Origin of the sequence: Erwinia sp. AnSW2-5 (assembly GCF_045107195.1) — a bacterium.
Taxonomy (GTDB): Bacteria; Pseudomonadota; Gammaproteobacteria; order Enterobacterales; family Enterobacteriaceae; genus Erwinia.
On the sequence record NZ_JBJGXA010000023.1, the window covers coordinates 1 to 24,968 of the forward strand.

Annotated in this window: 27 protein-coding genes and 1 other annotated feature; of the genes, 17 read left to right on the top strand and 10 right to left on the bottom strand. The window is 53.3% G+C overall.

Going from position 1 to position 24,968, the window contains the following annotated elements; genetic code table 11:
• The first annotated feature begins 414 nt into the window (after positions 1-414).
• Positions 415-627 carry a hypothetical protein gene (locus tag ACFL9S_RS15775; RefSeq protein ID WP_405262836.1) on the top strand — a complete coding sequence of 71 codons (213 nt, stop codon included), beginning with the start codon at positions 415-417 and terminating at the stop codon, positions 625-627.
• 193 nt (positions 628-820) lie between these two features.
• Here the strand turns inward: ACFL9S_RS15775 and ACFL9S_RS15780 are convergent, their stop codons facing one another.
• The 4 genes from ACFL9S_RS15780 to hxpB form a co-directional block, all read right to left on the bottom strand.
• Positions 821-2,218, bottom strand: a complete 1,398-nt coding sequence (locus ACFL9S_RS15780; RefSeq protein WP_405262837.1) for an L-cystine transporter — start codon at positions 2,216-2,218, stop codon at positions 821-823.
• Between the two features lie 163 nt (positions 2,219-2,381).
• Positions 2,382-2,972 carry a metal-dependent hydrolase gene (locus ACFL9S_RS15785; protein ID WP_405262838.1) on the bottom strand — a complete coding sequence of 197 codons (591 nt, stop codon included), beginning with the start codon at positions 2,970-2,972 and terminating at the stop codon, positions 2,382-2,384.
• Positions 2,973-3,121: 149 nt separating this feature from the next.
• Complete coding sequence (gene kduD / locus ACFL9S_RS15790) at positions 3,122-3,883, bottom strand: 2-dehydro-3-deoxy-D-gluconate 5-dehydrogenase KduD (protein ID WP_405262839.1); 762 nt, start codon at positions 3,881-3,883, stop codon at positions 3,122-3,124.
• 189 nt (positions 3,884-4,072) lie between these two features.
• Complete coding sequence (gene hxpB / locus ACFL9S_RS15795) at positions 4,073-4,744, bottom strand: hexitol phosphatase HxpB (RefSeq protein WP_405262840.1); 672 nt, start codon at positions 4,742-4,744, stop codon at positions 4,073-4,075.
• A 171-nt stretch (positions 4,745-4,915) separates the two neighbouring features.
• On the opposite strand from hxpB, the gene ACFL9S_RS15800 reads away from it, so the two are divergent.
• Positions 4,916-5,455, top strand: a complete 540-nt coding sequence (locus ACFL9S_RS15800; RefSeq protein ID WP_405262842.1) for a YniB family protein — start codon at positions 4,916-4,918, stop codon at positions 5,453-5,455.
• Between the two features lie 33 nt (positions 5,456-5,488).
• Here ACFL9S_RS15800 and ACFL9S_RS15805 read toward each other — a convergent pair whose 3' ends face one another.
• Entirely contained in the window at positions 5,489-6,382 is an 894-nt protein-coding gene (locus ACFL9S_RS15805) for a fructosamine kinase family protein (protein WP_405262843.1), read from the bottom strand.
• Between the two features lie 99 nt (positions 6,383-6,481).
• Positions 6,482-6,772 carry a type V toxin-antitoxin system endoribonuclease antitoxin GhoS gene (gene ghoS / locus ACFL9S_RS15810; RefSeq protein ID WP_405262844.1) on the bottom strand — a complete coding sequence of 97 codons (291 nt, stop codon included), beginning with the start codon at positions 6,770-6,772 and terminating at the stop codon, positions 6,482-6,484.
• A gap of 456 nt (positions 6,773-7,228) precedes the next feature.
• On the opposite strand from ghoS, the gene ACFL9S_RS15815 reads away from it, so the two are divergent.
• From ACFL9S_RS15815 to ACFL9S_RS15885, 15 genes are all read left to right on the top strand, one after another.
• Positions 7,229-7,984, top strand: a complete 756-nt coding sequence (locus ACFL9S_RS15815; protein WP_405262846.1) for a YdiY family protein — start codon at positions 7,229-7,231, stop codon at positions 7,982-7,984.
• A gap of 331 nt (positions 7,985-8,315) precedes the next feature.
• The gene (thrS, locus tag ACFL9S_RS15820) at positions 8,316-10,244 is read left to right on the top strand and encodes a threonine--tRNA ligase (RefSeq protein WP_405262847.1); all 1,929 of its coding nucleotides are present in this window, start codon (positions 8,316-8,318) and stop codon (positions 10,242-10,244) included.
• A 3-nt stretch (positions 10,245-10,247) separates the two neighbouring features.
• Positions 10,248-10,799: a translation initiation factor IF-3 gene (infC, locus tag ACFL9S_RS15825; RefSeq protein ID WP_072277407.1), complete on the top strand. Its 552-nt coding sequence runs from the start codon at positions 10,248-10,250 to the stop codon at positions 10,797-10,799.
• Between the two features lie 92 nt (positions 10,800-10,891).
• Entirely contained in the window at positions 10,892-11,089 is a 198-nt protein-coding gene (gene rpmI / locus ACFL9S_RS15830) for a 50S ribosomal protein L35 (RefSeq protein ID WP_005968897.1), read from the top strand.
• A gap of 42 nt (positions 11,090-11,131) precedes the next feature.
• On the top strand, positions 11,132-11,488 hold the full coding sequence (gene rplT / locus ACFL9S_RS15835) for a 50S ribosomal protein L20 (RefSeq protein WP_405262848.1): 357 nt from the start codon (positions 11,132-11,134) through the stop codon (positions 11,486-11,488).
• Between the two features lie 109 nt (positions 11,489-11,597).
• Positions 11,598-11,723, top strand: a sequence feature (Phe leader region).
• Positions 11,604-11,648 carry a pheST operon leader peptide PheM gene (pheM, locus tag ACFL9S_RS15840; RefSeq protein WP_133845469.1) on the top strand — a complete coding sequence of 15 codons (45 nt, stop codon included), beginning with the start codon at positions 11,604-11,606 and terminating at the stop codon, positions 11,646-11,648. It overlaps the preceding feature by 45 nt.
• Positions 11,724-11,807: 84 nt before the next feature.
• On the top strand, positions 11,808-12,791 hold the full coding sequence (pheS, locus tag ACFL9S_RS15845) for a phenylalanine--tRNA ligase subunit alpha (protein WP_405262849.1): 984 nt from the start codon (positions 11,808-11,810) through the stop codon (positions 12,789-12,791).
• 15 nt (positions 12,792-12,806) lie between these two features.
• Positions 12,807-15,194 carry a phenylalanine--tRNA ligase subunit beta gene (gene pheT / locus ACFL9S_RS15850; protein ID WP_405262850.1) on the top strand — a complete coding sequence of 796 codons (2,388 nt, stop codon included), beginning with the start codon at positions 12,807-12,809 and terminating at the stop codon, positions 15,192-15,194.
• A 4-nt stretch (positions 15,195-15,198) separates the two neighbouring features.
• Entirely contained in the window at positions 15,199-15,498 is a 300-nt protein-coding gene (gene ihfA / locus ACFL9S_RS15855; protein ID WP_017802142.1) for an integration host factor subunit alpha, read from the top strand.
• Positions 15,499-15,799: 301 nt separating this feature from the next.
• Complete coding sequence (gene btuC, locus ACFL9S_RS15860) at positions 15,800-16,780, top strand: vitamin B12 ABC transporter permease BtuC (RefSeq protein WP_405262851.1); 981 nt, start codon at positions 15,800-15,802, stop codon at positions 16,778-16,780.
• Between the two features lie 45 nt (positions 16,781-16,825).
• On the top strand, positions 16,826-17,368 hold the full coding sequence (locus ACFL9S_RS15865) for a glutathione peroxidase (protein WP_405262852.1): 543 nt from the start codon (positions 16,826-16,828) through the stop codon (positions 17,366-17,368).
• Between the two features lie 3 nt (positions 17,369-17,371).
• Positions 17,372-18,112, top strand: a complete 741-nt coding sequence (gene btuD, locus ACFL9S_RS15870; RefSeq protein ID WP_405262853.1) for a vitamin B12 ABC transporter ATP-binding protein BtuD — start codon at positions 17,372-17,374, stop codon at positions 18,110-18,112.
• Between the two features lie 72 nt (positions 18,113-18,184).
• Complete coding sequence (locus ACFL9S_RS15875; protein WP_405262854.1) at positions 18,185-18,643, top strand: NlpC/P60 family protein; 459 nt, start codon at positions 18,185-18,187, stop codon at positions 18,641-18,643.
• Positions 18,644-19,008: 365 nt separating this feature from the next.
• Positions 19,009-19,752: an EAL domain-containing protein gene (locus ACFL9S_RS15880; protein WP_405262856.1), complete on the top strand. Its 744-nt coding sequence runs from the start codon at positions 19,009-19,011 to the stop codon at positions 19,750-19,752.
• Between the two features lie 90 nt (positions 19,753-19,842).
• On the top strand, positions 19,843-21,282 hold the full coding sequence (locus ACFL9S_RS15885; protein ID WP_405262858.1) for a protein adenylyltransferase SelO: 1,440 nt from the start codon (positions 19,843-19,845) through the stop codon (positions 21,280-21,282).
• Here the strand turns inward: ACFL9S_RS15885 and ACFL9S_RS15890 are convergent.
• Genes ACFL9S_RS15890 through ACFL9S_RS15905 form a run of 4 tightly spaced genes read right to left on the bottom strand, consistent with a single transcriptional unit; the run spans position 21,279 to position 24,895 of the window.
• Positions 21,279-22,055 carry a heme ABC transporter ATP-binding protein gene (locus ACFL9S_RS15890; protein WP_405262860.1) on the bottom strand — a complete coding sequence of 259 codons (777 nt, stop codon included), beginning with the start codon at positions 22,053-22,055 and terminating at the stop codon, positions 21,279-21,281. The genes ACFL9S_RS15885 and ACFL9S_RS15890 overlap by 4 nt on opposite strands.
• Positions 22,048-23,049 (bottom strand): FecCD family ABC transporter permease, encoded by a 1,002-nt coding sequence (locus tag ACFL9S_RS15895; RefSeq protein ID WP_405262861.1) that lies wholly within the window; start codon positions 23,047-23,049, stop codon positions 22,048-22,050. The genes ACFL9S_RS15890 and ACFL9S_RS15895 overlap by 8 nt, the downstream gene beginning before the upstream one ends.
• The gene (locus ACFL9S_RS15900; RefSeq protein ID WP_405262862.1) at positions 23,046-23,867 is read right to left on the bottom strand and encodes a hemin ABC transporter substrate-binding protein; all 822 of its coding nucleotides are present in this window, start codon (positions 23,865-23,867) and stop codon (positions 23,046-23,048) included. The genes ACFL9S_RS15895 and ACFL9S_RS15900 overlap by 4 nt, the downstream gene beginning before the upstream one ends.
• Positions 23,864-24,895, bottom strand: coding sequence for a hemin-degrading factor (locus ACFL9S_RS15905; protein ID WP_405262863.1), 1,032 nt, complete (start codon positions 24,893-24,895; stop codon positions 23,864-23,866). Before ACFL9S_RS15905 ends, ACFL9S_RS15900 begins: the two co-directional genes overlap by 4 nt.
• Between the last annotated feature and the right edge of the window lie 73 nt (positions 24,896-24,968).

Here is a 24,968-nt window from a genome sequence, read left to right on the forward strand (position 1 = left end):
GCCCGGTGGAGTACCGGACTGAGTATCAGGCGACTTGTTAACTAAACCGTCCAGGTTTTGGGGTTCAGTTCACGATGGTGGCCTTTTTTTATCCCTGTTTTATAAAAATTAATTTAATACTGCTGGTTTTATTTTATAACGAGTGGCGAACTGCCGACCAAATAAACCATCCTTCTTTATACGATATTTTTCTCTTAATTATTTCACTTACTCGATTCTTTATTCACCTTTAAATATTTTTCTGATGAAAATCATATCGTTATGATTTTTCACTGGGCTATTTAAGGTGGCGATTTTATTGATCGCGACGATTAATTATCAGTCGGTTTACTATTTTATTGTCTGCGCATATTGAGTTTAATGCATATGGGCACTGGATAGTGCCCGATCATCAATTTAATTAAGGAGTGTTAAATGAAAGAGTTATCGACTGAGCAGGTAGAGCAGGTTAGTGGTGCACTTAACCTGGGTTCTTTGATGAGCTTCCTGGGCATGAAACCACTGGGTGATTCAGTTCATAAGCTGGAAGCAGACTTTTATGATTCCACTTTTGGCAAAATTCCAGTACTTGGCCCGGCAGTGAAAAACTTCTTCACCGATGCTTTCAACCAGTACCCGGCGCCATAACGATCATTCTTCATCTGATGTTGGTGTAACCCCGAACGAGAGGAGCATGTTCACATGGTCCTCTCGCTTTCGATCATGCCGGAACACTCAATACCTCCCTCTTGCTTGTTGTTAGCCATGCCAAATGCATCACCACTCAAAACATCACTTTGTGAGGAAACGGGTCGGCAGGATACCGACCCGCGAATGGCGATTAACGATGGGCCAGGCTGGCTTCGTTACCCGCATCGGTATTCATGATCTGCTTATCCGTCTGCTTCAGCCACTGGCTGGTCAGCATACCGGCAGTCATTGAACCGTTAACGTTCAGCGCAGTACGTCCCATATCGATCAGGGGTTCGATGGAGATCAGCAGAGCCACCAGAGTGACAGGCAGGCCCATTGCTGGCAGAACAATCAGAGCAGCAAAGGTGGCACCGCCGCCAACGCCCGCTACACCCGCAGAGCTAAGGGTGACAATGCCGATTAACGTGGCAATCCACATCGGTTCAAATGGGTTGATCCCCACGGTCGGTGCAACCATCACGGCCAGCATGGTCGGATAGAGACCGGCACAACCGTTCTGGCCGATAGTGGCGCCGAATGATGCAGCAAAGCTGGCGATAGACTCAGGAATACCCAGACGGCGAGTTTGCGTCTCAACGCTGAGTGGGATGCTGGCGGCACTGGAGCGGCTGGTGAAGGCAAAGGTAATCACGGGCCACACTTTGCGGAAGAAGCGCAGCGGGTTCACACCGTTAACCGACAGCAGCAGAGCATGGACGGCAAACATGATGGCCAGGCCGAGATACGATGCCAGCACGAAACTACCCAGTTTGATAATGTCGCTGAGGTTAGAGGTGGCGACGACTTTGGTCATCAGTGCCAGCACACCATACGGCGTCAGTTTCATGATCAGGCGAACCAGTTTCATCACCCACGCCTGCAACGTATCGATGGCTTTCAGAACACGCTGCCCTTTTTCGACATCATCCTTCAGCAGTTGCAGAGCGGCGACACCGAGGAGGGCGGCGAAGATCACTACGCTGATAATGGACGTTGGGTTGGCACCGGTCAGATCGGCAAACGGATTTTTCGGTACGAAAGAGAGCAGTAACTGCGGTGCGCTGAGGTCAGCGACTTTACCAACGTAGTTACTTTGGATCGCAGCCAGACGCGCACTTTCCTGTACACCCTGCACCAGACCACTCGCATTCAGGCCGAACAGCCAGGTGACGAAGATCCCGACTGCCGCTGCAATCGCGGTAGTGAACAGCAGAACACCAATGGTCAGCAGGCTGATTTTACCCAGTGATGAAGCGTTGTGCAGACGGGCAACCGCGCTGAGGATGGAAGCAAACACCAGCGGCATCACAATCATTTGCAGCAGCTGAACATAGCCATTACCCACGAGGTTAAACCAGCTGACCGATTCTTTAATGATCGGGGTGTTTTCGCCGTAGATAGCGTGAAGTGCCAGACCAAACAGCACTCCGACCACCAGACCGAACAGTACTTTTTTTGACAGGCTCCAGCCTGTACGGCCAGTTTTTGCTACCAATAGCAACAGCGCAACAAACGCCACAAGGTTAATGATGAGCGGAAAGTTCATTCCCATTTTCTCCAAAAAATACGGACCACAATATAGCCATGCTGGCGACAGTTAATTTCTGACGCGCAGTAAGTAAAACCAGTGCGGAATGGTATCAGCTACTTATGATGCAGCCTTATATCCAGATGGAATTATTTATAACTTTTCGTGATTAATTGAGCAATTAATCAACCTTTTGTTTGTTAATTAATCGTTCGATGTGATTTTGTGCCGAGCTGACCACGTGGGTTGTCCAGTCGGATGCACCAAAAGGCAGCGAGCCGTGTGGGAACCAGATGGCGCAGCCGACCAAAACCAGGCACAGGGCACGCTCCAGCTGATTGCCTTTCTGGCTGTTAAGCAGCGGCAAACGAAAACGCCAGCGACAGGGCCACAGCAGCGGCACGCCTGCGGGTGTTAGCATATCGGCAGCGATATGACTCAGATAACCCAGCACCATCCCCTGAAAGGCATCCGCCGGGATCAGCCAGCCTTCAGGCAGCTTTAGCTGTAACAGGGCGACGCCCCCGAAGACCGCCAGCAGGCTGTGGGTGAATCCCCGGTGACCAAAGGCACGGGCGATAGGCTGCGACAGCCACCTCAGGCGCTGGCCCAGAAACGACTTCGGATGGTCGATATCAGGTAACAGGCAGGTGAGCAGCGTTGCCGGAATAATGTGCCACCAGTCGGCGCTGGCCAAAACCGGGGTGAGTTCGGCACGCTTGGCAAAAATTGCACTGGCGATGGCAAAAATAAGATGGCCTTCGGCCGTCATGGGAGTACCTGGCTGCATAACTGTCAATGCATCCAGTATAGGGAATATATACAGTGGAATAAATATGTGACGCTGTAACGAAAGATAAATAATTTGGCATTAATCTCGCGGTGAACAAAGCATGAACAGCTTTTGTTCACCGCAGGGCATTAACGCGCCAGCCAGCCGCCATCCACCGCCAGCGTAAAGCCATTGACGTAGTCCGCCGCCGCCGAGGCGAGAAATACCGCCGGGCCCATCATATCGTTGCTTTCCCCCCAGCGTCCGGCGGGGATGCGATCCAGAATCTGCTGATTCCGGTCTTCGTCGTCACGCAGTTGTTCAGTGTTATTGGTTGCCATATAGCCGGGAGCGATGGCATTGACGTTGATGCCATACTGCGCCCACTCATTAGCCATCAGGCGCGTCAGACCGATCACTGCACTTTTTGATGCCGTATAAGACGGCACGCGGATGCCTCCCTGATAAGAGAGCATTGAAGCGATATTGATGATTTTACCGCCACTGCCCTGGCGAACAAACTGGCGGGCAACAGCCTGCGAGAGGAAAAACAGCGTCTTGCTGTTAACGTTCATCACGTCATCCCAGTCACGTTCGCTGAAGTTGAGGGCGTCTGCACGGCGAATAATCCCGGCATTGTTGACCAGAATATCCAGCTGCGGGAAAGCGGCCAGCGCCTGTTCCATCACGTTCTCAAGGCAACGGCTGTCGGAAAGGTCTGCTGTAATGCTGGTGAACCGTCGCCCGGTCGCGGTGACTTTCTGTGCCGTCTCACTGGCTGAGGAGCGGTTAACCCCAATGATATCGCATCCTGCCTGGGCCAGCCCGAGCGCCATTCCCTGACCAAGACCGGTGTTGCAGCCGGTAATCATGGCCACTTTGCCTTCAAGATTAAATGCATTCAGGATCATCGTGGCTTCCTTATAGATAAGATGACGCGCGCCATAACAGAGTCGATAAACGGGGATACGCGAGCCGGTTAAGGGAGCATATTCAGAAGCGGGGATGAATTCAACAAAAATGAAACGATGTTTTATTTATTTTAACAGTGAGTGGCGAAAATGAAAAAAAAGGCGGCCATGTTGCCGCCTGATATTGACTCAGCGTCCGTGCAGATGCTGCGCCGTCAGCGCTTCCAGGCTGGAGAGTTTAACGTCAGCCAGTGACCAGCGCAGGTCGTCTGCATGAGCTGCATCCGGGACAACGATAGAGCGCATACGTCCTGCTTTGGTGGCAATCATCCCGTTGAAGGAGTCTTCCAGCGTTACGCAATTCAGCGGATCCACGCCCAGACGGGCCGCAGCATCCAGGTATACCTGCGGGTGGGGTTTACTGTAAGGCAGCGACTCTGCCGAGGCCAGCACCTCAAAGTAATGGCGCAGATTGAACATCTCCAGCACGCGTTCCAGCATAAACAGCGGTGAGGCGGAGGCGAGGCCGATTTTCAATCCCTCGGACTGGCAGAGTTGCAATGCCTGCTCCACGCCGGGCAGGAGAGGCCGGGTTTCTTCGACCAGACTCAGTGCCCGCGCAATGACGCGCTGGGTGACTTCGGCCTGGGATGGCCCTTTCCACGGCAGATTTTCATACCACATGCGCACCACCTGATCGATACGCAGACCCAGCGCATCCGGCATTTCACCGCGACGGCTGAGGTCAACATCAAGGGTGGTTAAGATATCCAGCTCAGCTTGTTGCCACAGGGGCTCGGAATCAATGAGCAGACCGTCCATATCGAAAATGGCGGCGAGTACAGGGCGGTGATGAGACATGCTACGGCTCCATTTAACAGTTTATGGGCAGCTTAGCACGAAGTGTTGATGAAAAAATTATCATCGCGGCGGACTGTCTGTGGAAACCTGGCATTAATTCTGCATTTTGCAGGCACTTTTATGTCACTACAGGTAAACTGACAGGCAGACATCAGATGGACTGGAGAAAGCATGACATATCAACAGGCTGGCAGGGTTGCGATTATAAAGCGCATCGCGGGCTGGATTATTTTTATTCCCGCGCTGTTATCGACGCTGATTTCACTGCTGGGTTTTCTGGAAAAAAGTCGTGAGCAGCGTGATGGCATTAATGCGGTGATGCAGGATTTCGCCCATGTGATGATTGATATGATCCGCTTCAATACCGGTTTTCTCTCCGGTTTCTGGGCAAATTCGCCTGTACCAGACTTTAACCAGGGGACGAATGTCCTGTTCTGGGTTATTTATGTGCTGATTTTTGTTGGCCTGGCGCTACAGGCTTCAGGTGCAAGGATGTGGCGGCAGACGCGTTTTCTGCGTGAGAGTCTGGAAGATCAGATGATCCTGGAGAAAGCACGAGGCACAGAAGGGCAAAGCCGGGAACAGTTGGAAGAGAAAATCGTGGTGCCGCGCCACACAATTTTCCTGCAAATTTTCCCGCTGTACATTCTGCCAGTGATTATCATTGTGGCCGGATATTTTGTGCTGAAACTGGCTGGCTTTATTAACTAAGCCAGCCATCATACCCACGTGCGCTTCCTGTTATCAGGCTGGGCGCGCGTGGCGTTTTCCCCGTTCATCCGTATCCAGCAATGCGCTTGTTGCTCGTTGCGCCTCTCCCAGCCAGTGCCCGCCAAAGACATTCGCCCGATTAAGCAGATAATAGAGCTGATAGACAGGCTGTCTTTGCAGGAAGTCTCCGGGTAGTGGCCAGACTGACTGATAACCGTCATAAACTTGCACCGGAACGTCCGGGAACCATGACAGCATCGCCAGGTCGCATTCACGATCTCCCCAGTAGCAGGCCGGATCGAATATCCACGGGCCGCTGTCACTCCCGGCACAGTTTGCTGGCCACAAATCGCCATGCAGCAGGGAAGGCTGAGGGTGATGTGATTCCAGGATCGCTTGCGCGCAATGGACGATGAGCTCGCTGTCACCATATTGAATGCCTTTCTCTGCGGCGAGTTGAAGCTGCCAGCCGATGCGCTGTTCGGCAAAAAATACCGACCAGCGGCGTAACCAGCTGTTCGGCTGCAGAGAAGTGGTGATGTTATTGTCGAAGTCGAGGCCAAACTGCGGCTGTTCACTCCACTGATGAAGGTGCGCGAGCTGCTGACCCAATTGGAAAGCACCGTGCGCGTCTAGCGGTCTGACCGGGATGTACTCCAGCAGTAAAAAGCTGGTGTCGCGATCGCTGCCAACACCGTATACCGCCGGAACGCGCACTGTCTGACTGCGCGCCAGCAGCTGTAACTGGTCGGCTTCCCATGTGAACAGGTCCTGCATGTCACGCTGGTTACATTTAACGAAAATCTCATGCTCACCATAGCGCAGATGCCAGGTTGGATGAACATCGCCACCGGGCAGCTCGCTGCGTTCGGTGATCTCTGCCGGCCCCAACTGTTCACTCAACAGACGACTAATGGCTGACCACATAGGACACTCCTCTTTTTCGCTGTGATTTCACTATGGTAACGCTTAAAGAATAACCAAAATCTGCGTTTGCGCACGTTAAGCGCCCGTTTTTACAAAAACTTAGCCACTTTTACTGCGAAAGGCTTCCCAGTGATGGATGTCCAGCTGCGGTGCTTCTCCCAGTACTAGTTCACCGATCCCTGCCGCCTGCTGCTGGATTTCCTCTTCTGACAGCGTAGTAATGATGCCGAAACTGTTGGTGCCGAGTTCGTGTGGATGGCCTTCTTCATCTTTCAATGTGGTGGAAAATCCACTACTTATCAGCGCACTACTCAACTCCAGCACCTCTGACAATCCATTCTCATTGTAATGAAACGTCACAACATACTGATGGATCCCCTGATGACTCATGATTCACCTCATTGTAAAAAAACATGTTTTTAGCGTAGCCCATCCTGAAAAGGGCGCGATGAAATCAGCATATCGGAGGCGGGATGGTGTGGATTAACGCATTTGTGCGTGTTGCCAGCCAGGGCAGGGTGGTGCTTCAGAGGGGAGGAGGAGAAGAAAGGCTACATAGTAACTTGGGTTATTTTACATTTAGTCACATTTCTGACGATTTTCGGTTTAAAAACGCCCGTTGCACAAGATATTTCTTATTTACAACCAGGTGTTTTCTCGAGAAATACCCTCTATAATGCGCCGCGTTAATGGGAATGTTCTCAATAACGGTGCTGTTTTGTCATGATGCTTTGTAAAAAGAGCGAATTAACAAATTGTTACGAATATTACCGTAAAATGCGTTGATCGTCCTTCAAAACGCTTCAGACTCACTCTTTCAAAAACTGTCGTACGGGTCACATTTAAATGAAAGCGCTTAATAAGCTGTCTGTAGTTCTGCTGCTCTCCGGGGGAGCACTGTGTCATCAAGCCCTGGCGGATAATAACGTCTTCACGGTTATGGATGACCCTTCCACGGCGAAAAAAGATTTTGAAGGCAACGCCGCTGCGGGTTACCTGGCGCAGTCTGGCAACACCACCAGCTCCTCTGCGACGGCAAATACCAACCTGACCTGGTATACGCCAAGCTTCGCGTACAGCCTGTGGGGCAACGCCAGCAATACTTCTTCCAATGATGAGCGCTCTTCAGAGACTTATCAGGTGGGTGGCCGTACACGCTACAACATGAACAGCGCTGATTACCTGTTCGGCCAGGCAAGCTGGTTGAGTGACCGTTTCAATGGCTACGATGGTCGTTCCATCCTGGCGGCAGGTTATGGTCGCCAGCTGCTGAATGGCCCGGTGCACTCACTGCGTGTGGAAGCCGGTCCTGGTGTGCGTTATGACGATTACCATGAAGGTGGCCATGAAACTCAGGCACTGGCATACGGTGCATTGAGCTACCAGTGGCAGTTAACTGATACCACCAAATTCATTCAGGGTGTTTCCGTGCTGGGTAGCGACGATACTACCGTCAACTCCGAAACCGGTCTTCAGGTGGCGATCAATGAACACTTCGCCCTGAAAATGGCTTACAACGTGACCTGGAACCAGAATCCTCCAGCGTCTGCGCCTGATCATACTGATACCAAAACAACGATCATGCTCTCCTACGCGATGTAATCCTCAGACGAGCCGCAGCCTGCGGCTCGTTTCTCTCCGACGCCTAATCCTTCTTTGTTTCTGTCCTGTTTCTCTCTGATCCTAAAGCTATTTGATCACTTATCCATTCATCGCTTAAGACACGCGTCCGTGCAATTGAGCGTTATGGCGTGTAAGATATCCCTCCTTCTGAAGTTTCTGATAAACAGACACTTTTGAATATGTGTACCAGGCCTGTACCAAATCGGCAAATGTGAGTCGGTTTCAAGTGCAAAGTGCTTGTTGTATAACGTAAATTTTAATTTTGCATGTAATCTTACGTGTGGGTTACCACTGCAATTAAGGATGTTTCATGCCTGTTATTACTCTTCCTGATGGAAGCCAGCGTTCGTTTGACCACGCCGTAAGCGTGATGGATATTGCACTGGACATTGGCCCTGGCCTGGCGAAAGCCTGTATTGCCGGTCGTGTCAATGGCGAACTGGTTGATGCGGTTGATCCGATCACCGAAGACGCGCACGTTGCCATCATCACGGCGAAAGACGATGCGGGTCTGGAAATTATTCGTCACTCCTGCGCCCACCTGTTAGGGCACGCGATCAAGCAACTCTGGCCAGATACCAAAATGGCTATCGGTCCTGTTATCGACAACGGTTTTTACTATGACGTTGACCTTGACCGTACGCTGACCCAGGAAGACATCGAGCTACTGGAAAAGCGTATGCACCAGTTAGCTGAGACGAATTACGACGTCATCAAGAAGAAAGTCAGTTGGCAGGAAGCGCGTGACGCCTTCGCTGCACGTGGTGAGACTTATAAAACCACCATCCTTGATGAAAATATCAGCCACGACGATCGTCCTGGTCTGTATCATCACGAAGAATATGTGGATATGTGCCGCGGTCCGCACGTACCTAATATGCGTTTTTGCCACCACTTTAAGCTGCAGAAAATTTCTGGCGCTTACTGGCGTGGCGACAGTAATAACAAAATGCTGCAACGTATCTACGGCACCGCATGGGGCGATAAGAAGCAATTAGCCGCCTATCTGCAACGTCTGGAAGAAGCAGCAAAACGCGACCACCGTAAAATCGGTAAACAGCTCGACCTGTATCATATGCAGGAAGAGGCACCAGGTATGGTGTTCTGGCACAACGATGGCTGGACAATTTTCCGTGAACTGGAAGTGTTTGTTCGTACCAAGCTGAAAGAGTATGAGTACCAGGAAGTGAAAGGTCCGTTTATGATGGACCGCGTGCTGTGGGAGAAAACCGGGCACTGGGAAAACTACAAAGAGGCGATGTTTACCACCTCTTCAGAAAACCGTGAATACTGCATTAAGCCAATGAACTGTCCAGGCCACGTGCAGATTTTCAATCAGGGTCTAAAATCATACCGCGACCTGCCGTTACGTATGGCAGAGTTTGGCAGTTGCCACCGTAATGAGCCGTCAGGTGCGTTGCATGGCCTGATGCGTGTGCGTGGTTTTACCCAAGATGATGCCCACATCTTCTGTACCGAAGAACAGGTACGTGATGAGGTCAACGGCTGTATTAAGATGGTGTACGATATGTACAGCACCTTCGGCTTTGAAAAGATCGTGGTGAAACTTTCTACCCGTCCAGAAAAACGTATCGGTAGTGATGATCTCTGGGACCGTTCAGAGGCTGACCTTGCCGCTGCGCTGAAAGAGAACAATATACCGTTCGACTATCAGCCGGGCGAGGGCGCATTCTACGGCCCTAAAATTGAATTTACCCTGTATGACTGCCTCGATCGTGCATGGCAGTGTGGTACTGTTCAGCTCGACTTCTCTCTGCCGAGCCGTCTGAGTGCCTCTTATGTGGGTGAAAGTAATGAACGTCAGGTGCCGGTGATGATTCACCGTGCAATCCTGGGGTCCATGGAGCGCTTTATCGGGATTTTAACCGAAGAATATGCCGGTTTCTTCCCGACCTGGCTGGCTCCAGTACAAGTTGTGGTGATGAATATCACCGATGGTCAGTCCGAATATGTTGCAGAATTGACACGAAAACTGCAAAATGCGGGCATTCGTGCAAAAGCGGACTTGAGAAACGAGAAGATTGGCTTTAAAATCCGTGAACATACTTTACGACGTGTCCCTTATATGTTGGTCTGTGGTGATAAAGAGGTGGAAGCTGGCAAAGTTGCCGTTCGCACCCGCCGCGGTAAAGACCTGGGAAGCATGGACGTAAACGAAGTGATCGCTAAGCTGCAGGGTGAAATCCGCAGCCGCAATCTTCATCAATTGGAGGAATAAAGTATTAAAGGCGGAAAACGAGTTCAACCGGCGCGTCCGAATCGCATAAATAGAGAAATTCGCGCCACTGAGGTTCGTCTGACTGGCGTCGATGGCGAACAGATTGGTATTGTCAGTCTGAATGAAGCTTTGGAAAAAGCTGAAGAAGCGGGAGTTGATCTTGTTGAGATCAGTCCCAACGCCGAGCCGCCCGTTTGTCGTATAATGGATTACGGCAAGTTCCTTTACGAAAAAAGCAAATCTTCTAAAGAACAGAAGAAAAAGCAAAAGATTATCCAGGTTAAGGAAATCAAATTCCGTCCTGGTACCGATGATGGCGACTATCAGGTAAAACTACGCAACCTGATTCGCTTTCTGGAAGATGGCGATAAAGCCAAGATCACGCTGCGTTTCCGCGGTCGTGAGATGGCGCACCAGCAGATCGGTATGGAAGTGCTTAATCGCGTCCGTAAAGATCTGTGTGAAGATATTGATCTGGCAGTTGTCGAATCATTCCCTACAAGGATTGAAGGTCGTCAGATGATTATGGTGCTCGCTCCCAAGAAGAAACAGTAGGCCCTAAAGTAATCTTGCCGCGTGTTTCGGCGCGCGGCGTGATTCGCCTGTCTGGTTCATTTTATTAACAATGCGAAGTGGATATTTTTTAAATGCCAAAGATTAAAACTGTACGTGGCGCGGCCAAGCGCTTCAAGAAGACCGCCGGTGGCGGCTTCAAGCGTAAACACGCTAACCTGCGTCATATTCTGACTAAAAAATCTACTAAGCGTAAACGCCACCTGCGTCCTAAAGGTATGGTGTCTAAAGGCGATCTGGGTCTGGTTATTGCCTGCCTGCCGTACGCATAAGTAATTTTTTAATTCATTCAGAATATTAAACAGGAGAGCTAAATGGCTCGTGTAAAACGTGGTGTAGTTGCTCGCGCACGTCACAAGAAAATCTTAAAACAAGCTAAAGGCTACTACGGTGCACGTTCACGTGTATATCGTGTTGCTTTCCAGGCTGTTATCAAAGCTGGTCAGTATGCTTACCGTGACCGTCGTCAGCGGAAGCGCCAGTTCCGTCAGCTGTGGATTGCGCGTATTAACGCAGCAGCCCGCATCAACGGTATTTCTTACAGCCGCTTCATCAATGGCCTGAAAAAGGCTTCGATTGAAATCGACCGTAAGATCCTGGCTGACATCGCTGTATTCGACAAAGCAGTATTTGCTGCTCTGGTAGAAAAAGCGAAATTAGCTCTGGCGTAAGCCAGATTGAAGAGGGAGCTCGTCTCCCTCTTTTTTATTACCTGAAATGATTGACATTTTTACCCTCCGGCCTTTCAATAGAGCGGTCCGAAACTGCATTTAAGGTCAGCTAACCATGAATACTGCTATTTTCCGTTTCTTTTTTTACTTTAGCGCCTGATCATCGGGGGCTTTAGCGCAAAGAAAAGAAACGAAAAATCGCGCTGAAAGCCTCCCTCGTGGAGGCTTTTTTCGTTTTAGCGCATGTGAAATAACGACCGGGCGGCTATTCGTCCTGAAAAAAACAGATCAGCCAGCGTGGCTGGAAGAAGAGGAAAGCATGTCACATCTCGCAGACCTGGTGGTGAGCGCGAAAGCCGCTATCAATGATGCTCAGGATGTCGCCGCGTTAGATAACGTTCGCGTCGAATACCTGGGTAAAAAAGGGCATCTTACGCTCCAGATGACCTCCTTGCGTGAATTGCCCGCGGAAGACCGTCCGGCAGCGGGTGCGGTGATCAATGAAGCTAAACAACAGGTTCAGGAAGCGCTGAACGCGCAGAAGAACGCACTGGAATCTGCGGTGATGAACGCCCGTCTGGCACAGGAAACTATTGATGTTTCTTTGCCGGGCCGTCGTATTGAAAACGGTGGGCTGCATCCGGTCACTCGTACCATCGACCGCATTGAAACCTTCTTTGGCGAACTGGGCTTCTCTGTCGAGACGGGCCCGGAAATTGAAGACGACTATCACAACTTCGATGCGCTGAATATTCCGGGTCACCACCCGGCGCGCGCCGATCACGATACCTTCTGGTTTGATGCCACCCGTCTGCTGCGTACACAGACGTCAGGTGTGCAGATCCGCACCATGAAAAACCAGCAGCCGCCTATCCGCATTATTGCGCCAGGCCGCGTGTATCGTAACGATTACGACCAGACTCACACCCCAATGTTCCACCAGATGGAAGGGTTGATTGTTGATAAAAACATCAGCTTTACCAACCTGAAGGGCACGCTGCACGATTTCCTGAACAACTTCTTTGAAGAAGATTTGCAGGTCCGTTTCCGTCCGTCCTACTTCCCGTTCACTGAGCCTTCCGCTGAAGTGGACGTGATGGGTAAAAACGGCAAATGGCTGGAAGTGCTGGGCTGCGGCATGGTGCACCCTAACGTGCTGCGCAATGTGGGCATTGACCCGGAAGTGTACTCAGGTTTCGCCTTTGGTATGGGAATGGAGCGTCTGACCATGCTGCGTTATGGCGTGACCGATCTGCGTGCCTTCTTCGAAAATGATTTACGTTTCCTCAAACAGTTTAAATAAGGGCGGGTAAAACCAATGAAATTCAGTGAACTCTGGTTACGTGAATGGGTCAACCCGGCCATTGACAGTGCGGCGCTGTCCGATCAAATCACGATGGCAGGCCTGGAAGTGGACGGCGTTGACGCGGTTGCCGGTGCTTTCCATGGCGTTGTGGTCGGTGAAGTCGTTGAGTGCGGTCAGCACCCTAACGCAGACAAACTGCGTGTCACCAAAATCAATGTGGGCGGCGATCGCCTGCTGGATATTGTCTGTGGCGCACCAAACTGCCGTCAGGGACTGAAAGTGGCCGTGGCAACCGTGGGTGCAGTACTGCCGGGCGATTTCAAAATCAAAGCCGCTAAACTGCGAGGTGAGCCGTCAGAAGGTATGCTGTGCTCTTTCTCCGAGCTGGGTATTTCCGACGACCACAACGGCATCATTGAACTGCCGCTGGATGCGACCATTGGCACAGATATCCGTGATTATCTCAAGCTGGATGACAGCACCATTGAGATCAGCGTGACGCCAAACCGTGCCGACTGCCTGGGGATTATCGGCGTGGCGCGCGATGTTGCCGTACTGAACAAGCTGCCACTGACGGCGCCTGAGATGGCCCCGGTTGCCGCGACTGTTCAGGATACGTTCCCAATCCGTGTAGAGGCGACCGAAGCCTGTCCACGTTATCTCGGCCGCGTAGTGAAAGGCATCAATGTGAAAGCCGCTACGCCACTGTGGATGAAGGAAAAACTGCGTCGTTGCGGAATTCGTTCAATCGATCCGGTTGTCGACATTACCAACTATGTTTTACTGGAGTTGGGCCAGCCGATGCACGCCTTCGACCTCGATCGCCTTGAGGGCGGTATCGTGGTGCGTATGGCGGAAGAGGGTGAAACCCTGGTCCTGCTGGACGGCAACGAAGCCAAACTGAGCAGTGATACGCTGGTGATTGCGGATCAGCAGAAAGCGCTGGCGATGGGCGGTATTTTCGGTGGCGAACATTCTGGTGTGAATGAAGAGACCCGGAACGTGCTGTTTGAGTGTGCGTTCTTCAGCCCGCTGTCCATCACCGGTCGTGCTCGCCGTCATGGTCTCCATACAGATGCTTCGCATCGCTACGAGCGTGGTGTTGACCCGGCATTGCAGCACACCGCGATTGAGCGTGCGACCCGCCTGCTGCTGGATATCTGCGGCGGGGAAGCTGGCCCGGTCATTGATGTGACCCACGAAGCAACCTTACCTGTACGTGCCACCATCACGCTGCGCCGTGAAAAACTGGACCGCCTGATTGGTCATGTGATTGCCGATGCTGAGGTGAGCGATATTCTGCGCCGCCTGGGCTGTGAAGTGACAGAAGGTCAGGGTGAGTGGTTGGCTGTAGCGCCAAGCTGGCGTTTTGATATCGCCATCGAAGAAGACCTGGTTGAGGAAGTCGCCCGTGTTTACGGCTACGACAACATCCCTAACGTGCCAGTCCAGGCCGGTCTGGTGATGACGAAACATCGTGAAGCGAATCTGTCGCTGAAGCGTGTTAAAGCGCTGCTGGTCGACAAAGGCTATCAGGAAGCGATTACCTACAGCTTCGTTGACCCGAAAACTCAGGCGTTACTGCATCCGGGCGAAGAAAATCTGGTGCTGCCAAGCCCGATCTCCGTCGAGATGTCTGCCATGCGTCTGTCGCTGTGGAGCGGTCTACTGGGTGCGGTGGTTTATAACCAAAACCGCCAACAGTCTCGCGTGCGTCTTTTCGAGAGCGGGTTGCGCTTTGTGCCTGATACACAGGCAAACCTTGGTATCCGTCAGGACGTTATGCTGGCAGGCGTGATCAGCGGTCATCGCAATGAAGAGCACTGGGATATGGCGCGTAACCCGGTAGACTTCTATGATTTAAAAGGTGATTTAGAGTCCCTGCTGGAGTTGACCGGTAAACTTGATGAGATTCAGTTTGTGGCAGCCACTAACCCGGCGCTGCATCCAGGGCAGAGCGCTGCGATTTATTTACGTGGCGAACACATCGGATTTATTGGTGTGGTGCACCCGGAACTTGAACGTAAACTGGATCTTAACGGCCGTACCGTGGTGTTTGAACTGCTGTGGGACAAGGTTGCAGACCGCGTCCTGCCTGATGCCAGCGGCATTTCGCGCTTCCCGGCGAACCGTCGTGACATCGCTGTTGTTGTCGCTGAAAACGTGCCAGCAGCAGATATTATCACCGAGTGTAAGAAAGTTGGCGTAAATCAGGTAGTTGGCGTAAACTTGTTTGACGTGTACCGTGGTAAGGGCGTAAATGATGGTTTTAAGAGCCTCGCTATCAGCCTGATTTTGCAAGATACCAGCCGGACACTCGAAGAAGATGAGATTGCCGCTACCGTTGCAAAATGCGTAGAGGCACTGAAAGAGCGATTCCAAGCATCCTTGAGGGATTGAACCTATGGCGCTTACAAAAGCTGAAATGTCTGAATACCTGTTTGAGAAGCTCGGTCTTAGCAAACGGGATGCCAAAGAGCTGGTTGAACTGTTTTTCGAAGAAGTGCGTCGTGCTTTGGAGAATGGAGAACAGGTCAAACTGTCAGGTTTTGGCAACTTCGACCTTCGCGACAAAAATCAACGTCCGGGACGTAACCCCAAAACGGGTGAAGATATTCCCATTACGGCTCGCCGGGTTGTGACGTTTCGACCGGGTCAGAAACTGAAAAGCCGGGTTGAGAACGCTTCACCTAAAGAAGACTGATTTCTGCTATTCAAAAGGCCGCGCAAGCGGCCTTTTCATTTGCTGCTTTCCAGTGATTTCGCTGCATAACCGTCCATCATACACCTGCACAATCCCCCCTTACTGTTAAGAGTTTGCGGCATTCGGAAAGAAAAGACGAAATCATCATAAGAAAAGACCAAACGGCGGGGATCACGGTAAGCCGAAACTACCGAAACAACACCAGTACTCTTCATCCCCTCAGACTCAGCGTTGCTGGCTCTTTCTTTTTGCCGATTTCCCTCTACAATTAACCCTCTGTTTTCTTTAAAAAACGTCGGTTATGACTCTGCTTTCCCAACAGATCTCCGCTGCTCACCGTCGTTCCGGCTTCTGGCTGTGCGGGCTGGGGATATTTTGCCTGTCGCTGCTCTTGCTCAGCCTGTGCGCGGGCGAGCGCTGGATCTCTCCCGCCGAATGGTTGACCCCCGACGCACACCTGTTCGTCTGGCAGCTCCGCTTACCGCGCACGCTGGCGGTGATGCTGGTGGGTGCCTCGCTGGCGGTGGCGGGTGCGGCAATGCAGGCGCTGTTCAGTAACCCGCTGGCCGAACCTGGCCTGCTGGGCGTGTCCGGCGGCGCAGGTGTGGGACTGGTGATGTGCATCCTCTCCGGTGTCGGTAACCCCTGGTTGATGAGCCTGAGCGCCATTCTGGGGGCGCTGCTGGTCACCGTGATCCTGCTGCGTTTTGCCCGCCAGCATCTCTCCAGCAGTCGTCTGTTGCTGGCTGGGGTCGCTCTGGGGATTATTTGCAGCGCGCTGATGACCTGGGCGGTCTATTTCAGCAGCAGCATGGATTTACGTCAGTTAATGTACTGGATGATGGGGGGCTTTAGCGGCATTGACTGGCGCTATGGCTGGCTGATGCTGGCATTGATCCCGGTGTTGCTGTGGTTGATCCGCCGGGTTCGCGTGCTCAACCTGCTGGCTCTGGGGGAAATCTCTGCGCAGCAGTTGGGGCTGCCATTGGTATTATGGCGTAATCTGCTGGTGCTGGCCGTTGGCTGGCTGGTTGGTGTCAGCGTCGCTCTGGCTGGCGCTATCGGTTTCGTTGGCCTGGTGATACCGCATATCCTGCGACTGAACGGCCTGAGCGATCATCGTATTCTGTTGCCGGGCTGTGCGCTGGCGGGTGCCGGAGTGCTGCTGGCTGCCGATATTATTGCTCGCGTAGCGTTGACCTCCGCCGAACTGCCGATCGGAGTGGTGACGGCAACGCTGGGCGCACCGGTATTTATCTGGCTATTATTGAGCAACCGCTGACAGTCTTAAGGCTGTCGTGTTCTTACGTTAAAACAGGAAAAGACGATGAGTATTTTCGAAACAGAACTGGTCACGCTGGACGGTGATAAAACGACACTGGCGCAATGGCAGGGCGATGTTCTGCTGGTCGTTAACGTGGCATCTAAATGTGGCCTCACCCCTCAGTACGAAGAGCTGGAGAAGCTGCAAAAAGAGTTGCATGGACAGGGACTGACTGTGCTGGGGTTTCCGTGTAACGCCTTCCTTGAGCAGGAACCGGGCACCGACGCCGAAATCAAAACCTTTTGCAGCACCACTTATGGTGTGACATTCCCGATGTTCAGCAAAATTGAGGTCAACGGCCCGCAGCGTCATCCGTTGTATGCCCAACTGGTGGCAGCACAGCCTGAAGCCACTGCGCCAGACGGGAGCGGTTTCCTTGAGCGTATGACCAGCAAAGGACGCGCACCGAAGCAGCCGGGTGACATTTTGTGGAACTTTGAAAAGTTCCTGGTGGGCCGTGATGGGAAGGTACTGCAACGTTTCTCGCCGGATACCGCGCCGAATGACCCGCAATTGGTCGCCCGCATCCACCAGGCATTGGCGTAGCCAATGCTGCTGGAATTAACAGGCGTTGCGCTAACCGGGCGCCTGTTTCCGTTCAGTGCGCAGGTGCAGGCCGGGCAGGTTATCCATCTGGTCGGCCCCAATGGTGCCGGAAAAAGCTCGCTGCTGATGGCGATAGCCGGGCTGTTGGCGACACGCGGTGAGCTGCAGTTTGCCGGGCGTGCGCTGGCCGACTGGCCCGGCATCGCGTTAGCCCGCCAGCGCGCTTACCTTGCCCAGCAGCAGTCTCCTCCGGGGCAGATACCGATCTGGCATTACCTGCTGATGCATGTGCAGCAGCAGGGTGAGGCCGTCGAGACAACGCTACTGGCGCTGGCAGAGGCACTGCAGCTGAGTGATAAGCTGTCCCGTCCGCTGACGCAACTTTCCGGCGGTGAATGGCAACGTGTGCGGCTGGCGGCGGTGCTATTGCAGGTCAGTCATCCGGACGGCAAGTTGCTGCTGTTAGATGAACCCCTGACCGGGCTGGATATTGCCCAGCAGGCGGCGTTTGACCGCCTGATCCCGGCGCTAACTGAACAGGGCGTCAGTGTAATCATGAGCAGTCATGATATGAACCACTCCCTGCGCTATGCGGATTGTATCTGGCTGATGCGGCCAGGGCAGTGCGCATTTCAGGGCAAACCGCAGGACGTGTTGACACCGGAACATCTCAGCGCGCTCTATCAGGTCTCATTTCGGATGCTGGATATTGAAGGACAGGCAATGCTGACCACGCTCAGCTGAGCAGGGTATCGCTGTTGCCTGCCTCAGGTATGACTTTTAAATTACAGACTGTTGCTATTGAGAGGCACTGTTATGCGTTACTGGCTTCTGCTTGTGGTTATCGTTCTGGCGGGTTGTAGCAGCCGTGCTCCGGCACCCAACGGGCGTCTCTCCGATTCCATTGCCGTTATTGCCCAGCTGAATGACCAGCTCGGCCAGTGGCGTGGTGCGCCATATCGTTATGGTGGGATGAGCCGTAGCGGCGTCGACTGCTCTGGTTTTGTCTATATGACTTTCCGCGATCGCTTTAATTTGCAGTTACCACGCACCACCTCGGCGCAGACCGATATCGGCACCCGAATTGATAAGGCCCAGCTGTTACCGGGCGATCTGGTGTTCTTCAAAACCGGCAGCGGAGAAAATGGCCTGCATGTCGGCATTTATGATACCGATAATCAGTTTATCCATGCCTCGACCAGTCAGGGCGTTACCCGTTCCTCACTGGATAATGTTTACTGGCGAAAAGTGTTTTGGCAGGCGCGGCGTATTTAATCACCAGATTAAGATGTGGCCTGCTGTTTTAATTAACATTTGATTTATGCCCGCATAAATAGCATTTGCGGAATGTAAAATACCACTTCAACTCAAATTTAACTTAAGTCACTTTTTCGCTGGTGCTAAAATACACATTCGTAAAGATGGCGTTGCCGAAAACGAGCAAGGTTATTTATGCGCATGAGGAAAGTGATATCAGTAAGCATCGTTTATGTCAGTTTTGTGTTAGCTTAACGATATGGATTACAAGCAAAAGCACACTGCAATTGAATTTCCGCGGGGTGACAGTCTGTTGACACTGTTGCTTGTCCTATTTTGTTGATATAGGATGCGGTGAGTGCCGCTTAATAATGGCGATTAAGATGAACATCTTTTTGGAAGCTGATTATAAAACTTACACAGCATTCTGCCCGGTTTACAGCCCTGGCGGGCTGTTGACGTCTGTTGAGATGTTAACCCACTTTACTCATGCGAGTGCCAACGTGGCCATGCCGCAGGAGATTCTGACACCGCTATTAAATGACCGGCAGCGGGTCCTGTTGTTGCAGGAACAAATTAACATTATTGAAAAGCATTACGATTTTTTTAGCGACAACGACCTGAAAGTGGCGATTAATATTGATAAACCGCTGGCGGAGACCATTCTCGAGAGTGAGTTTATTCTGAAAAAAATGTGTCAGCTGGATTGCATGGAACTGGAGGTCAGCGAAAGCTTTCCAGATTTAACATCGGGAAGAAATAATAGTTTCCTGAAAGCGCTGAGTGAGAAATTTAACTTAAGTCTGAATAATTACGGTGCCGGTAAAGCGACCTCCAAAGCTGTGTTTGACGATCTGTTTTATCGTATTAAGCTGGATAAAGGATTTATTCAACATAATATTAAGCGTTTATCTTTTCACCCGTTTATCAATGCGATCCTCGACCATATCAAACCTCACTGCCAGGAGATTGTCGTACAGGGTGTGGATGATATCATCGGGTTGCAGGCGGTGCGTGACTATGCTTTTGATGGCATTCAGAGCGCGCTATTCCCGCCGGTCAGTGAAGAGGCGCTAATTCATCTGACGGAACCCCCTTATCAGCTGCGGGAACGCATGTTGCAATAACCCTGAAAACTCTCCGTGTTTACCCGCCTCGCGGCGCACTACACTAGCGGTGTCATCGGGGATGTTCCCACTGGCACTGATGGAGGCGCCATGCAATTCAATAATACCTGGTACCAGGAGCTGAGTGGTTTTTACACGGCTCTTGAACCGACGCCCTTAAAAAATCCTCGTCTGCTTTATCACAGCGCGCCTCTGGCGCAGGAACTGGGTGTGGATAGCCGCCTGTTTGACGCAGAAAACGTCGATCTGTGGAGCGGTGAAACCCTCATGGACGGCATGCAGCCTCTGGCACAGGTTTACAGCGGTCATCAGTTTGGCGTCTGGGCAGGTCAACTGGGTGACGGGCGCGGTCTGCTGCTCGGTGAACAGCAACTGCCTGACGGTCGCAAGTTCGACTGGCATCTGAAAGGGGCAGGGTTGACGCCGTATTCCCGTATGGGTGATGGCCGCGCGGTGCTGCGTTCCACACTGCGTGAGTTCCTCGCTTCAGAAGCGATGCATGCCCTCGGGATCCCCACGTCGCGCGCACTGACGGTGGTGACCAGTGATGAACCGGTGTATCGCGAGAGCGCTGAACCGGGTGCGATGCTGCTGCGCGTAGCCGAAAGCCATTTGCGCTTCGGCCATTTTGAACATTTCTACTATCAGGGTCAGCAGGATCATGTCACCCGACTGGCAGACTATGCGATCCGTCATCACTGGCCACAGTGGCAGCAGGAACCGGATAAATATCTGCTGTGGTTTAGCGATGTGGTGAAGCGCACGGCACGTCTGATTGCGGGCTGGCAGAGTGTAGGCTTTGCCCACGGCGTGATGAACACCGATAACATGTCGATTCTTGGACTGACGCTGGATTATGGCCCTTACGGTTTCCTTGATGATTATCAGCCCGGGTTTATCTGTAACCATTCTGACCATCAGGGGCGTTACAGCTTCGAGAATCAGCCGATGATCGGGTTATGGAACCTGAACCGTCTGGCGCACGCGCTGTCAGGGTTGATGAGCACTGAACAGCTGAAGCAGGCGCTGGCGCTGTATGAAACTGAGCTGATGCGCTGCTGGGGTGAAAAAATGCGCGCCAAACTGGGGCTGCTGACGGCCGGGAAAGACGACAATGATATTCTGACCGGGCTGCTGTCACTGATGACAAAAGAGAACAGCGATTACACGCGAACCTTCCGTCAGCTGAGCGCCGTGGAGCAGCAGCAGTCGCGTTCGCCGCTGCGTGATGAGTTTATTGACCGCGAGGCGTTTGATAGCTGGTACAACGTCTATCGTCAGCGTCTGTTGCAGGATGAGCAGAGTGATGAGCAGCGCCAGCAAGCCATGAAACAGGCAAACCCGGCGCTGGTGCTGCGCAATTATCTGGCACAGCAGGCGATAGAACCGGCGGAACAGGACGATGTCAGCGTGCTTTCACGCCTCCATCAGGCACTGTTGCGGCCGTTTGACGATGCGCCAGAGTTTGCTGATCTGACGCGTCGTCCGCCTGACTGGGGTAAAAAACTGGAAGTGAGCTGTTCCAGCTAGCGGCGCAGCGCCACCTGAGGCACACCCTCAATAAGATGAGGGTGGACCATCACATCGGCGTGATACCAGCGCGTCAGTGTGGCCTCATCCAGCACCTCTGCCGGGCTGCCCTCGGCCACCAGTTTCCCCCCGGCAAGTAGCATTACACGATCGGACCATAAAGAGGCGAGGTTGAGATCGTGCAGGACGCAACAGACGCTGAGCGGATACTGTTGAGTGAGTTGCGATAGCAAGCGCAACAGATGCTGCTGGTGGTAGAGATCCAGCGCTGAAGTGGGTTCATCGAGGAACAACCAGCCCTGCGGGCCATCCTGACGCCACAGCTGCGCCAGCGCGCGGGCAAGCTGCACCCGCTGCTGTTCACCGCCGGAAAGCTGCAAATAGTCGCGTTCCGCCAGTCCGTCACAGCCCGTCAGGGCCATCACTTTCTTCACCACCGGCTGCGCCGATCCAGGCCAGGGCGCGCGGCCCATTGCCACCACATCCCCTACACTGAGCGGAAATGCCATGCTGCTTTGCTGGCGCATCACTGCGCGCTGCTGCGAAAGCCGTGCAGCAGACCACTCGGCCAGCGGCCGGTCATTCAATACACAGCTGCCGCGCTGCGGCGTCAGAAACCCGGTAAGCAGCCTCAGCAGCGTGGATTTACCCGCGCCGTTCGGGCCAATCAGGGACACCAGTTCGCCGGGGCGCAGTGTCAGTGAAATATCATCTATCAGCCAGCGGGTACCCAGCTGATAGCTCAGTCCACTGGCGGTCAGGGCATCAGCCATTGAGACCTCCACGACGGCGCAGGATCAGCCACAGGAACCAGGGGCCGCCAATCAGACTGGTCAACAGCCCAACCGGCATCTCTGCCGGGGCCACTAAGGTCCGTGCCAGGGTATCGGCCAGCAGCAGCAGGGCGGCACCGCTTAACAGCGAAGAGGGCAGCAACCAACGGTGATCGCCACCGAGGCAGAAACGCATCAGATGCGGTATTACCAGGCCAATAAAACCGATCACGCCACTGACCGCCACAGCCGACGCCACAAGAAACGCACTCAGCACCAGTAAATAGCGCTGGGTACGTGGCACATCGACGCCGAGGTAATGCGCCTCTTCTTCACCGAGTTGCAGCAGGTTAAGACGCGTGGCCAGACGTTGTACCAGTACCATGCAGGGCAGGACCACAGAGGCGCAGACCAGCACAACAGGCCACTGGGCCTGGCCGAGGCTGCCCATTGCCCATAACGACAGCTGACGCAGTTGTTGATCGTTACTCATCCATGACAATACGCCGATCGCTGCGCTGCACAGTGCGTTAATCGCGATCCCGACCAGCAGCAGGCGGCTCAGTCCCGTCTGACCTTGCCGACTGAGCAGGAAGATCACCAGCGTCACCGCCAGGCTGCCAATAAAGGCCGCGAACAGCGGCTGGTAAAGTTTCAGCACGCCGGGCAGCGAGACGGAGAGCACAATGGAAATCGCTACTGCCAGCGCGGCACCGCAGCTGATCCCCAGTAAACCGGGGTCCGCCAGCGGATTGCGGAACAATCCCTGCATTACACAGCCGGAGAGTGCCAGTGCACCGCCCACAATCACCGCCAGCAACACGCGCGGCAGGCGGATCGTGAACCAGATCTGCCACAGGCTGCTGTCCCGGCCTGCATCCCACAGCATCGGCAGCGACAAATGCATCGCGCCGATGTTGGCGGCGCTGACACCCAGAACCAGCAATAACAGTGTTAAAGCGGCAAGCCAGCGCAGGGATCGCGCTGACATCATTTCAGGCTTTCCGCAGTCTGGCGCAGTTTCAGGATCGCGGCAGGTGTATCAATGCCAAAGCCCAGCAGCGCCATATCATCCACCACCAGCAACTGCTGATTTTTACCTGCCGGCGTTAATGCGATACCGGGCAATTTCCACAGATTCTCTTCACCACCCAGCGTACGGATGCCGTCACGCGTTGCCACAATCAGCTGCGGAGCACTGGCGATCACCCCTTCCTGGGACAGCGGTTGATAACGCTGAATACCGGACATGGCATTTTGCAGACCGGCTGCGCGGATCGCCGCATCAGCGGAGGTATCGCGCCCGGCACCCATCGTTCCCATGCCCTGATGTGCCAGAATAAACAGCACCTTGACGGGCAGAGGGGTCGTCGGCACGCTGGCTAACTGCTTGCGGACTTTTTCCTGTAACGCCTTGCCGGCTTCCTCACGGTGCAGGGTGGTGGCAATCGTCTGGATCTTTTCATTGATGGCTGAAATGTCCGTCTTACCGGTGACATCCACCACCTTCACGCCATTCTGCTCAACCTGTTGCAGCGCCAGCGCCGGTTTTGCCAGCTCACTGGCGAGAACCAGCGTTGGCTTCAGGGCCAGAATGCCCTCGGCATTTAGCTGGCGCATATAGCCAACATCAGGCAGCTTTTTGACCACTTCAGGATGCAGGCTGGTACTGTCACGTGCCACCAGATCATGCTGCGCATCCAGCGCATAGATAATCTGAGTGACATCGCCACCGATACTGATGACACGCTCAGCGGCGGCGGCGTGGAGTGCCAGCGGCAGAGCAATCAGAGCGAGGAAACGGGATTTCATACGGCGGCCCCTTCCGCGCTGAGAGCTGTTAACTGCTCGCGCCACTGAGTCTGCTCCGGCTGGCCTTCGCTGCGCTGGCCGTACAGCTGGGCAATCTGCGTGCCGTCGGCCGCAAACAGTTCCAGGCTGGTGACAATGCCGTCAGCGGTCGGTTTACGGGTGATCCAGCTCTCTGCAATCAGCTGATCCTGCAAATGCAGGGTGAAAGCCGGGTTGAAGATGTTCAGCCAGCCGTGCATCGGCATCAGTTTTTCAATCTGACCGGTGAAGATCTGCACACAGGCGCGGTTGCCCACGAAAATCATAATGTCGTTGCCATCCTGACGGACCGTTTCCAGCAGCGTGGCCAGAGACTGATTGCTGACCTGCTGCGCCAGATCGTCGCTGACCGCGTGGAAAGCCTGCTGGCGAGAGGCGTTATGCTTTTTCAGCAGGCGGAAGAACTGATGGACGTCGGTCATCGCCCGCCATTCCGTTTCCAGCGTGGTGCCGTCGATCTCATCGGCAAAGGCGGCAGGCGTAGCCGGGGTCACACTGAATGAGGCGGCAGGTTCTGCCCGGTAGTCCGCGATCAGCTGCTGCCAGGCGTCAGAGTGGGTGTTTTCGGTGGCATAGACTTTCAGTACCGCATCACCGTGCTGGTCGAAGAACTGAATACTCTGACGTTCACCGTGGCCGGTCATCTCCTGCAGGTGGAAAACGCTGGCCCACTGATTGACGAACACACGCAGATCCAGCGCGCGTGGATTCAGCACGATACCGGCATGATCATTGATATGGATATTGCTAAAGATGCCCAGGTGTTCGTGTACGGCGTATTCGTTGCGGGTAATGCATTTGGTTTCCCCCACGGCTTCCAGCGCGTGCAGCAGTTCACGCATGGCAGGACGCAGTGGCTGCGCCTGATGGCCGGCACGCGCGGCGGTCAGTTCTGCTTCACTGATCCCCATCAACGCGGCCAGATCGCGTGCATATTTCTTCGGATGCTGTTCTTTTAATTCGCTGTAATGTTGATAGTGCGCAGTCATTGCTGTTGTCCTCGCGGAAGCCGCTAACAGGAAAGGGTATTTATTATCAGAATGATAATCATTATCAATGAAA

Coding starts and splice junctions, on each gene's coding strand:
- ACFL9S_RS15880 (WP_405262856.1), top strand. CDS start 19,009: ATGAACATCTTTTTGGAAGCTGATTATAAAACTTACACAGCATTCTGC.
- ACFL9S_RS15900 (WP_405262862.1), bottom strand. CDS start 23,867: ATGAAATCCCGTTTCCTCGCTCTGATTGCTCTGCCGCTGGCACTCCAC.
- rplT (WP_405262848.1), top strand. CDS start 11,132: ATGGCTCGTGTAAAACGTGGTGTAGTTGCTCGCGCACGTCACAAGAAA.
- ACFL9S_RS15865 (WP_405262852.1), top strand. CDS start 16,826: ATGAGTATTTTCGAAACAGAACTGGTCACGCTGGACGGTGATAAAACG.
- thrS (WP_405262847.1), top strand. CDS start 8,316: ATGCCTGTTATTACTCTTCCTGATGGAAGCCAGCGTTCGTTTGACCAC.
- ACFL9S_RS15895 (WP_405262861.1), bottom strand. CDS start 23,049: ATGATGTCAGCGCGATCCCTGCGCTGGCTTGCCGCTTTAACACTGTTA.
- rpmI (WP_005968897.1), top strand. CDS start 10,892: ATGCCAAAGATTAAAACTGTACGTGGCGCGGCCAAGCGCTTCAAGAAG.
- ACFL9S_RS15875 (WP_405262854.1), top strand. CDS start 18,185: ATGCGTTACTGGCTTCTGCTTGTGGTTATCGTTCTGGCGGGTTGTAGC.
- btuD (WP_405262853.1), top strand. CDS start 17,372: ATGCTGCTGGAATTAACAGGCGTTGCGCTAACCGGGCGCCTGTTTCCG.
- ACFL9S_RS15815 (WP_405262846.1), top strand. CDS start 7,229: ATGAAAGCGCTTAATAAGCTGTCTGTAGTTCTGCTGCTCTCCGGGGGA.
- ACFL9S_RS15890 (WP_405262860.1), bottom strand. CDS start 22,055: ATGGCTGATGCCCTGACCGCCAGTGGACTGAGCTATCAGCTGGGTACC.
- ACFL9S_RS15800 (WP_405262842.1), top strand. CDS start 4,916: ATGACATATCAACAGGCTGGCAGGGTTGCGATTATAAAGCGCATCGCG.
- ihfA (WP_017802142.1), top strand. CDS start 15,199: ATGGCGCTTACAAAAGCTGAAATGTCTGAATACCTGTTTGAGAAGCTC.
- kduD (WP_405262839.1), bottom strand. CDS start 3,883: ATGATCCTGAATGCATTTAATCTTGAAGGCAAAGTGGCCATGATTACC.
- pheS (WP_405262849.1), top strand. CDS start 11,808: ATGTCACATCTCGCAGACCTGGTGGTGAGCGCGAAAGCCGCTATCAAT.
- ACFL9S_RS15885 (WP_405262858.1), top strand. CDS start 19,843: ATGCAATTCAATAATACCTGGTACCAGGAGCTGAGTGGTTTTTACACG.
- btuC (WP_405262851.1), top strand. CDS start 15,800: ATGACTCTGCTTTCCCAACAGATCTCCGCTGCTCACCGTCGTTCCGGC.
- ACFL9S_RS15805 (WP_405262843.1), bottom strand. CDS start 6,382: ATGTGGTCAGCCATTAGTCGTCTGTTGAGTGAACAGTTGGGGCCGGCA.
- ACFL9S_RS15780 (WP_405262837.1), bottom strand. CDS start 2,218: ATGAACTTTCCGCTCATCATTAACCTTGTGGCGTTTGTTGCGCTGTTG.
- ACFL9S_RS15785 (WP_405262838.1), bottom strand. CDS start 2,972: ATGACGGCCGAAGGCCATCTTATTTTTGCCATCGCCAGTGCAATTTTT.
- ghoS (WP_405262844.1), bottom strand. CDS start 6,772: ATGAGTCATCAGGGGATCCATCAGTATGTTGTGACGTTTCATTACAAT.
- pheT (WP_405262850.1), top strand. CDS start 12,807: ATGAAATTCAGTGAACTCTGGTTACGTGAATGGGTCAACCCGGCCATT.
- ACFL9S_RS15905 (WP_405262863.1), bottom strand. CDS start 24,895: ATGACTGCGCACTATCAACATTACAGCGAATTAAAAGAACAGCATCCG.
- hxpB (WP_405262840.1), bottom strand. CDS start 4,744: ATGTCTCATCACCGCCCTGTACTCGCCGCCATTTTCGATATGGACGGT.
- ACFL9S_RS15775 (WP_405262836.1), top strand. CDS start 415: ATGAAAGAGTTATCGACTGAGCAGGTAGAGCAGGTTAGTGGTGCACTT.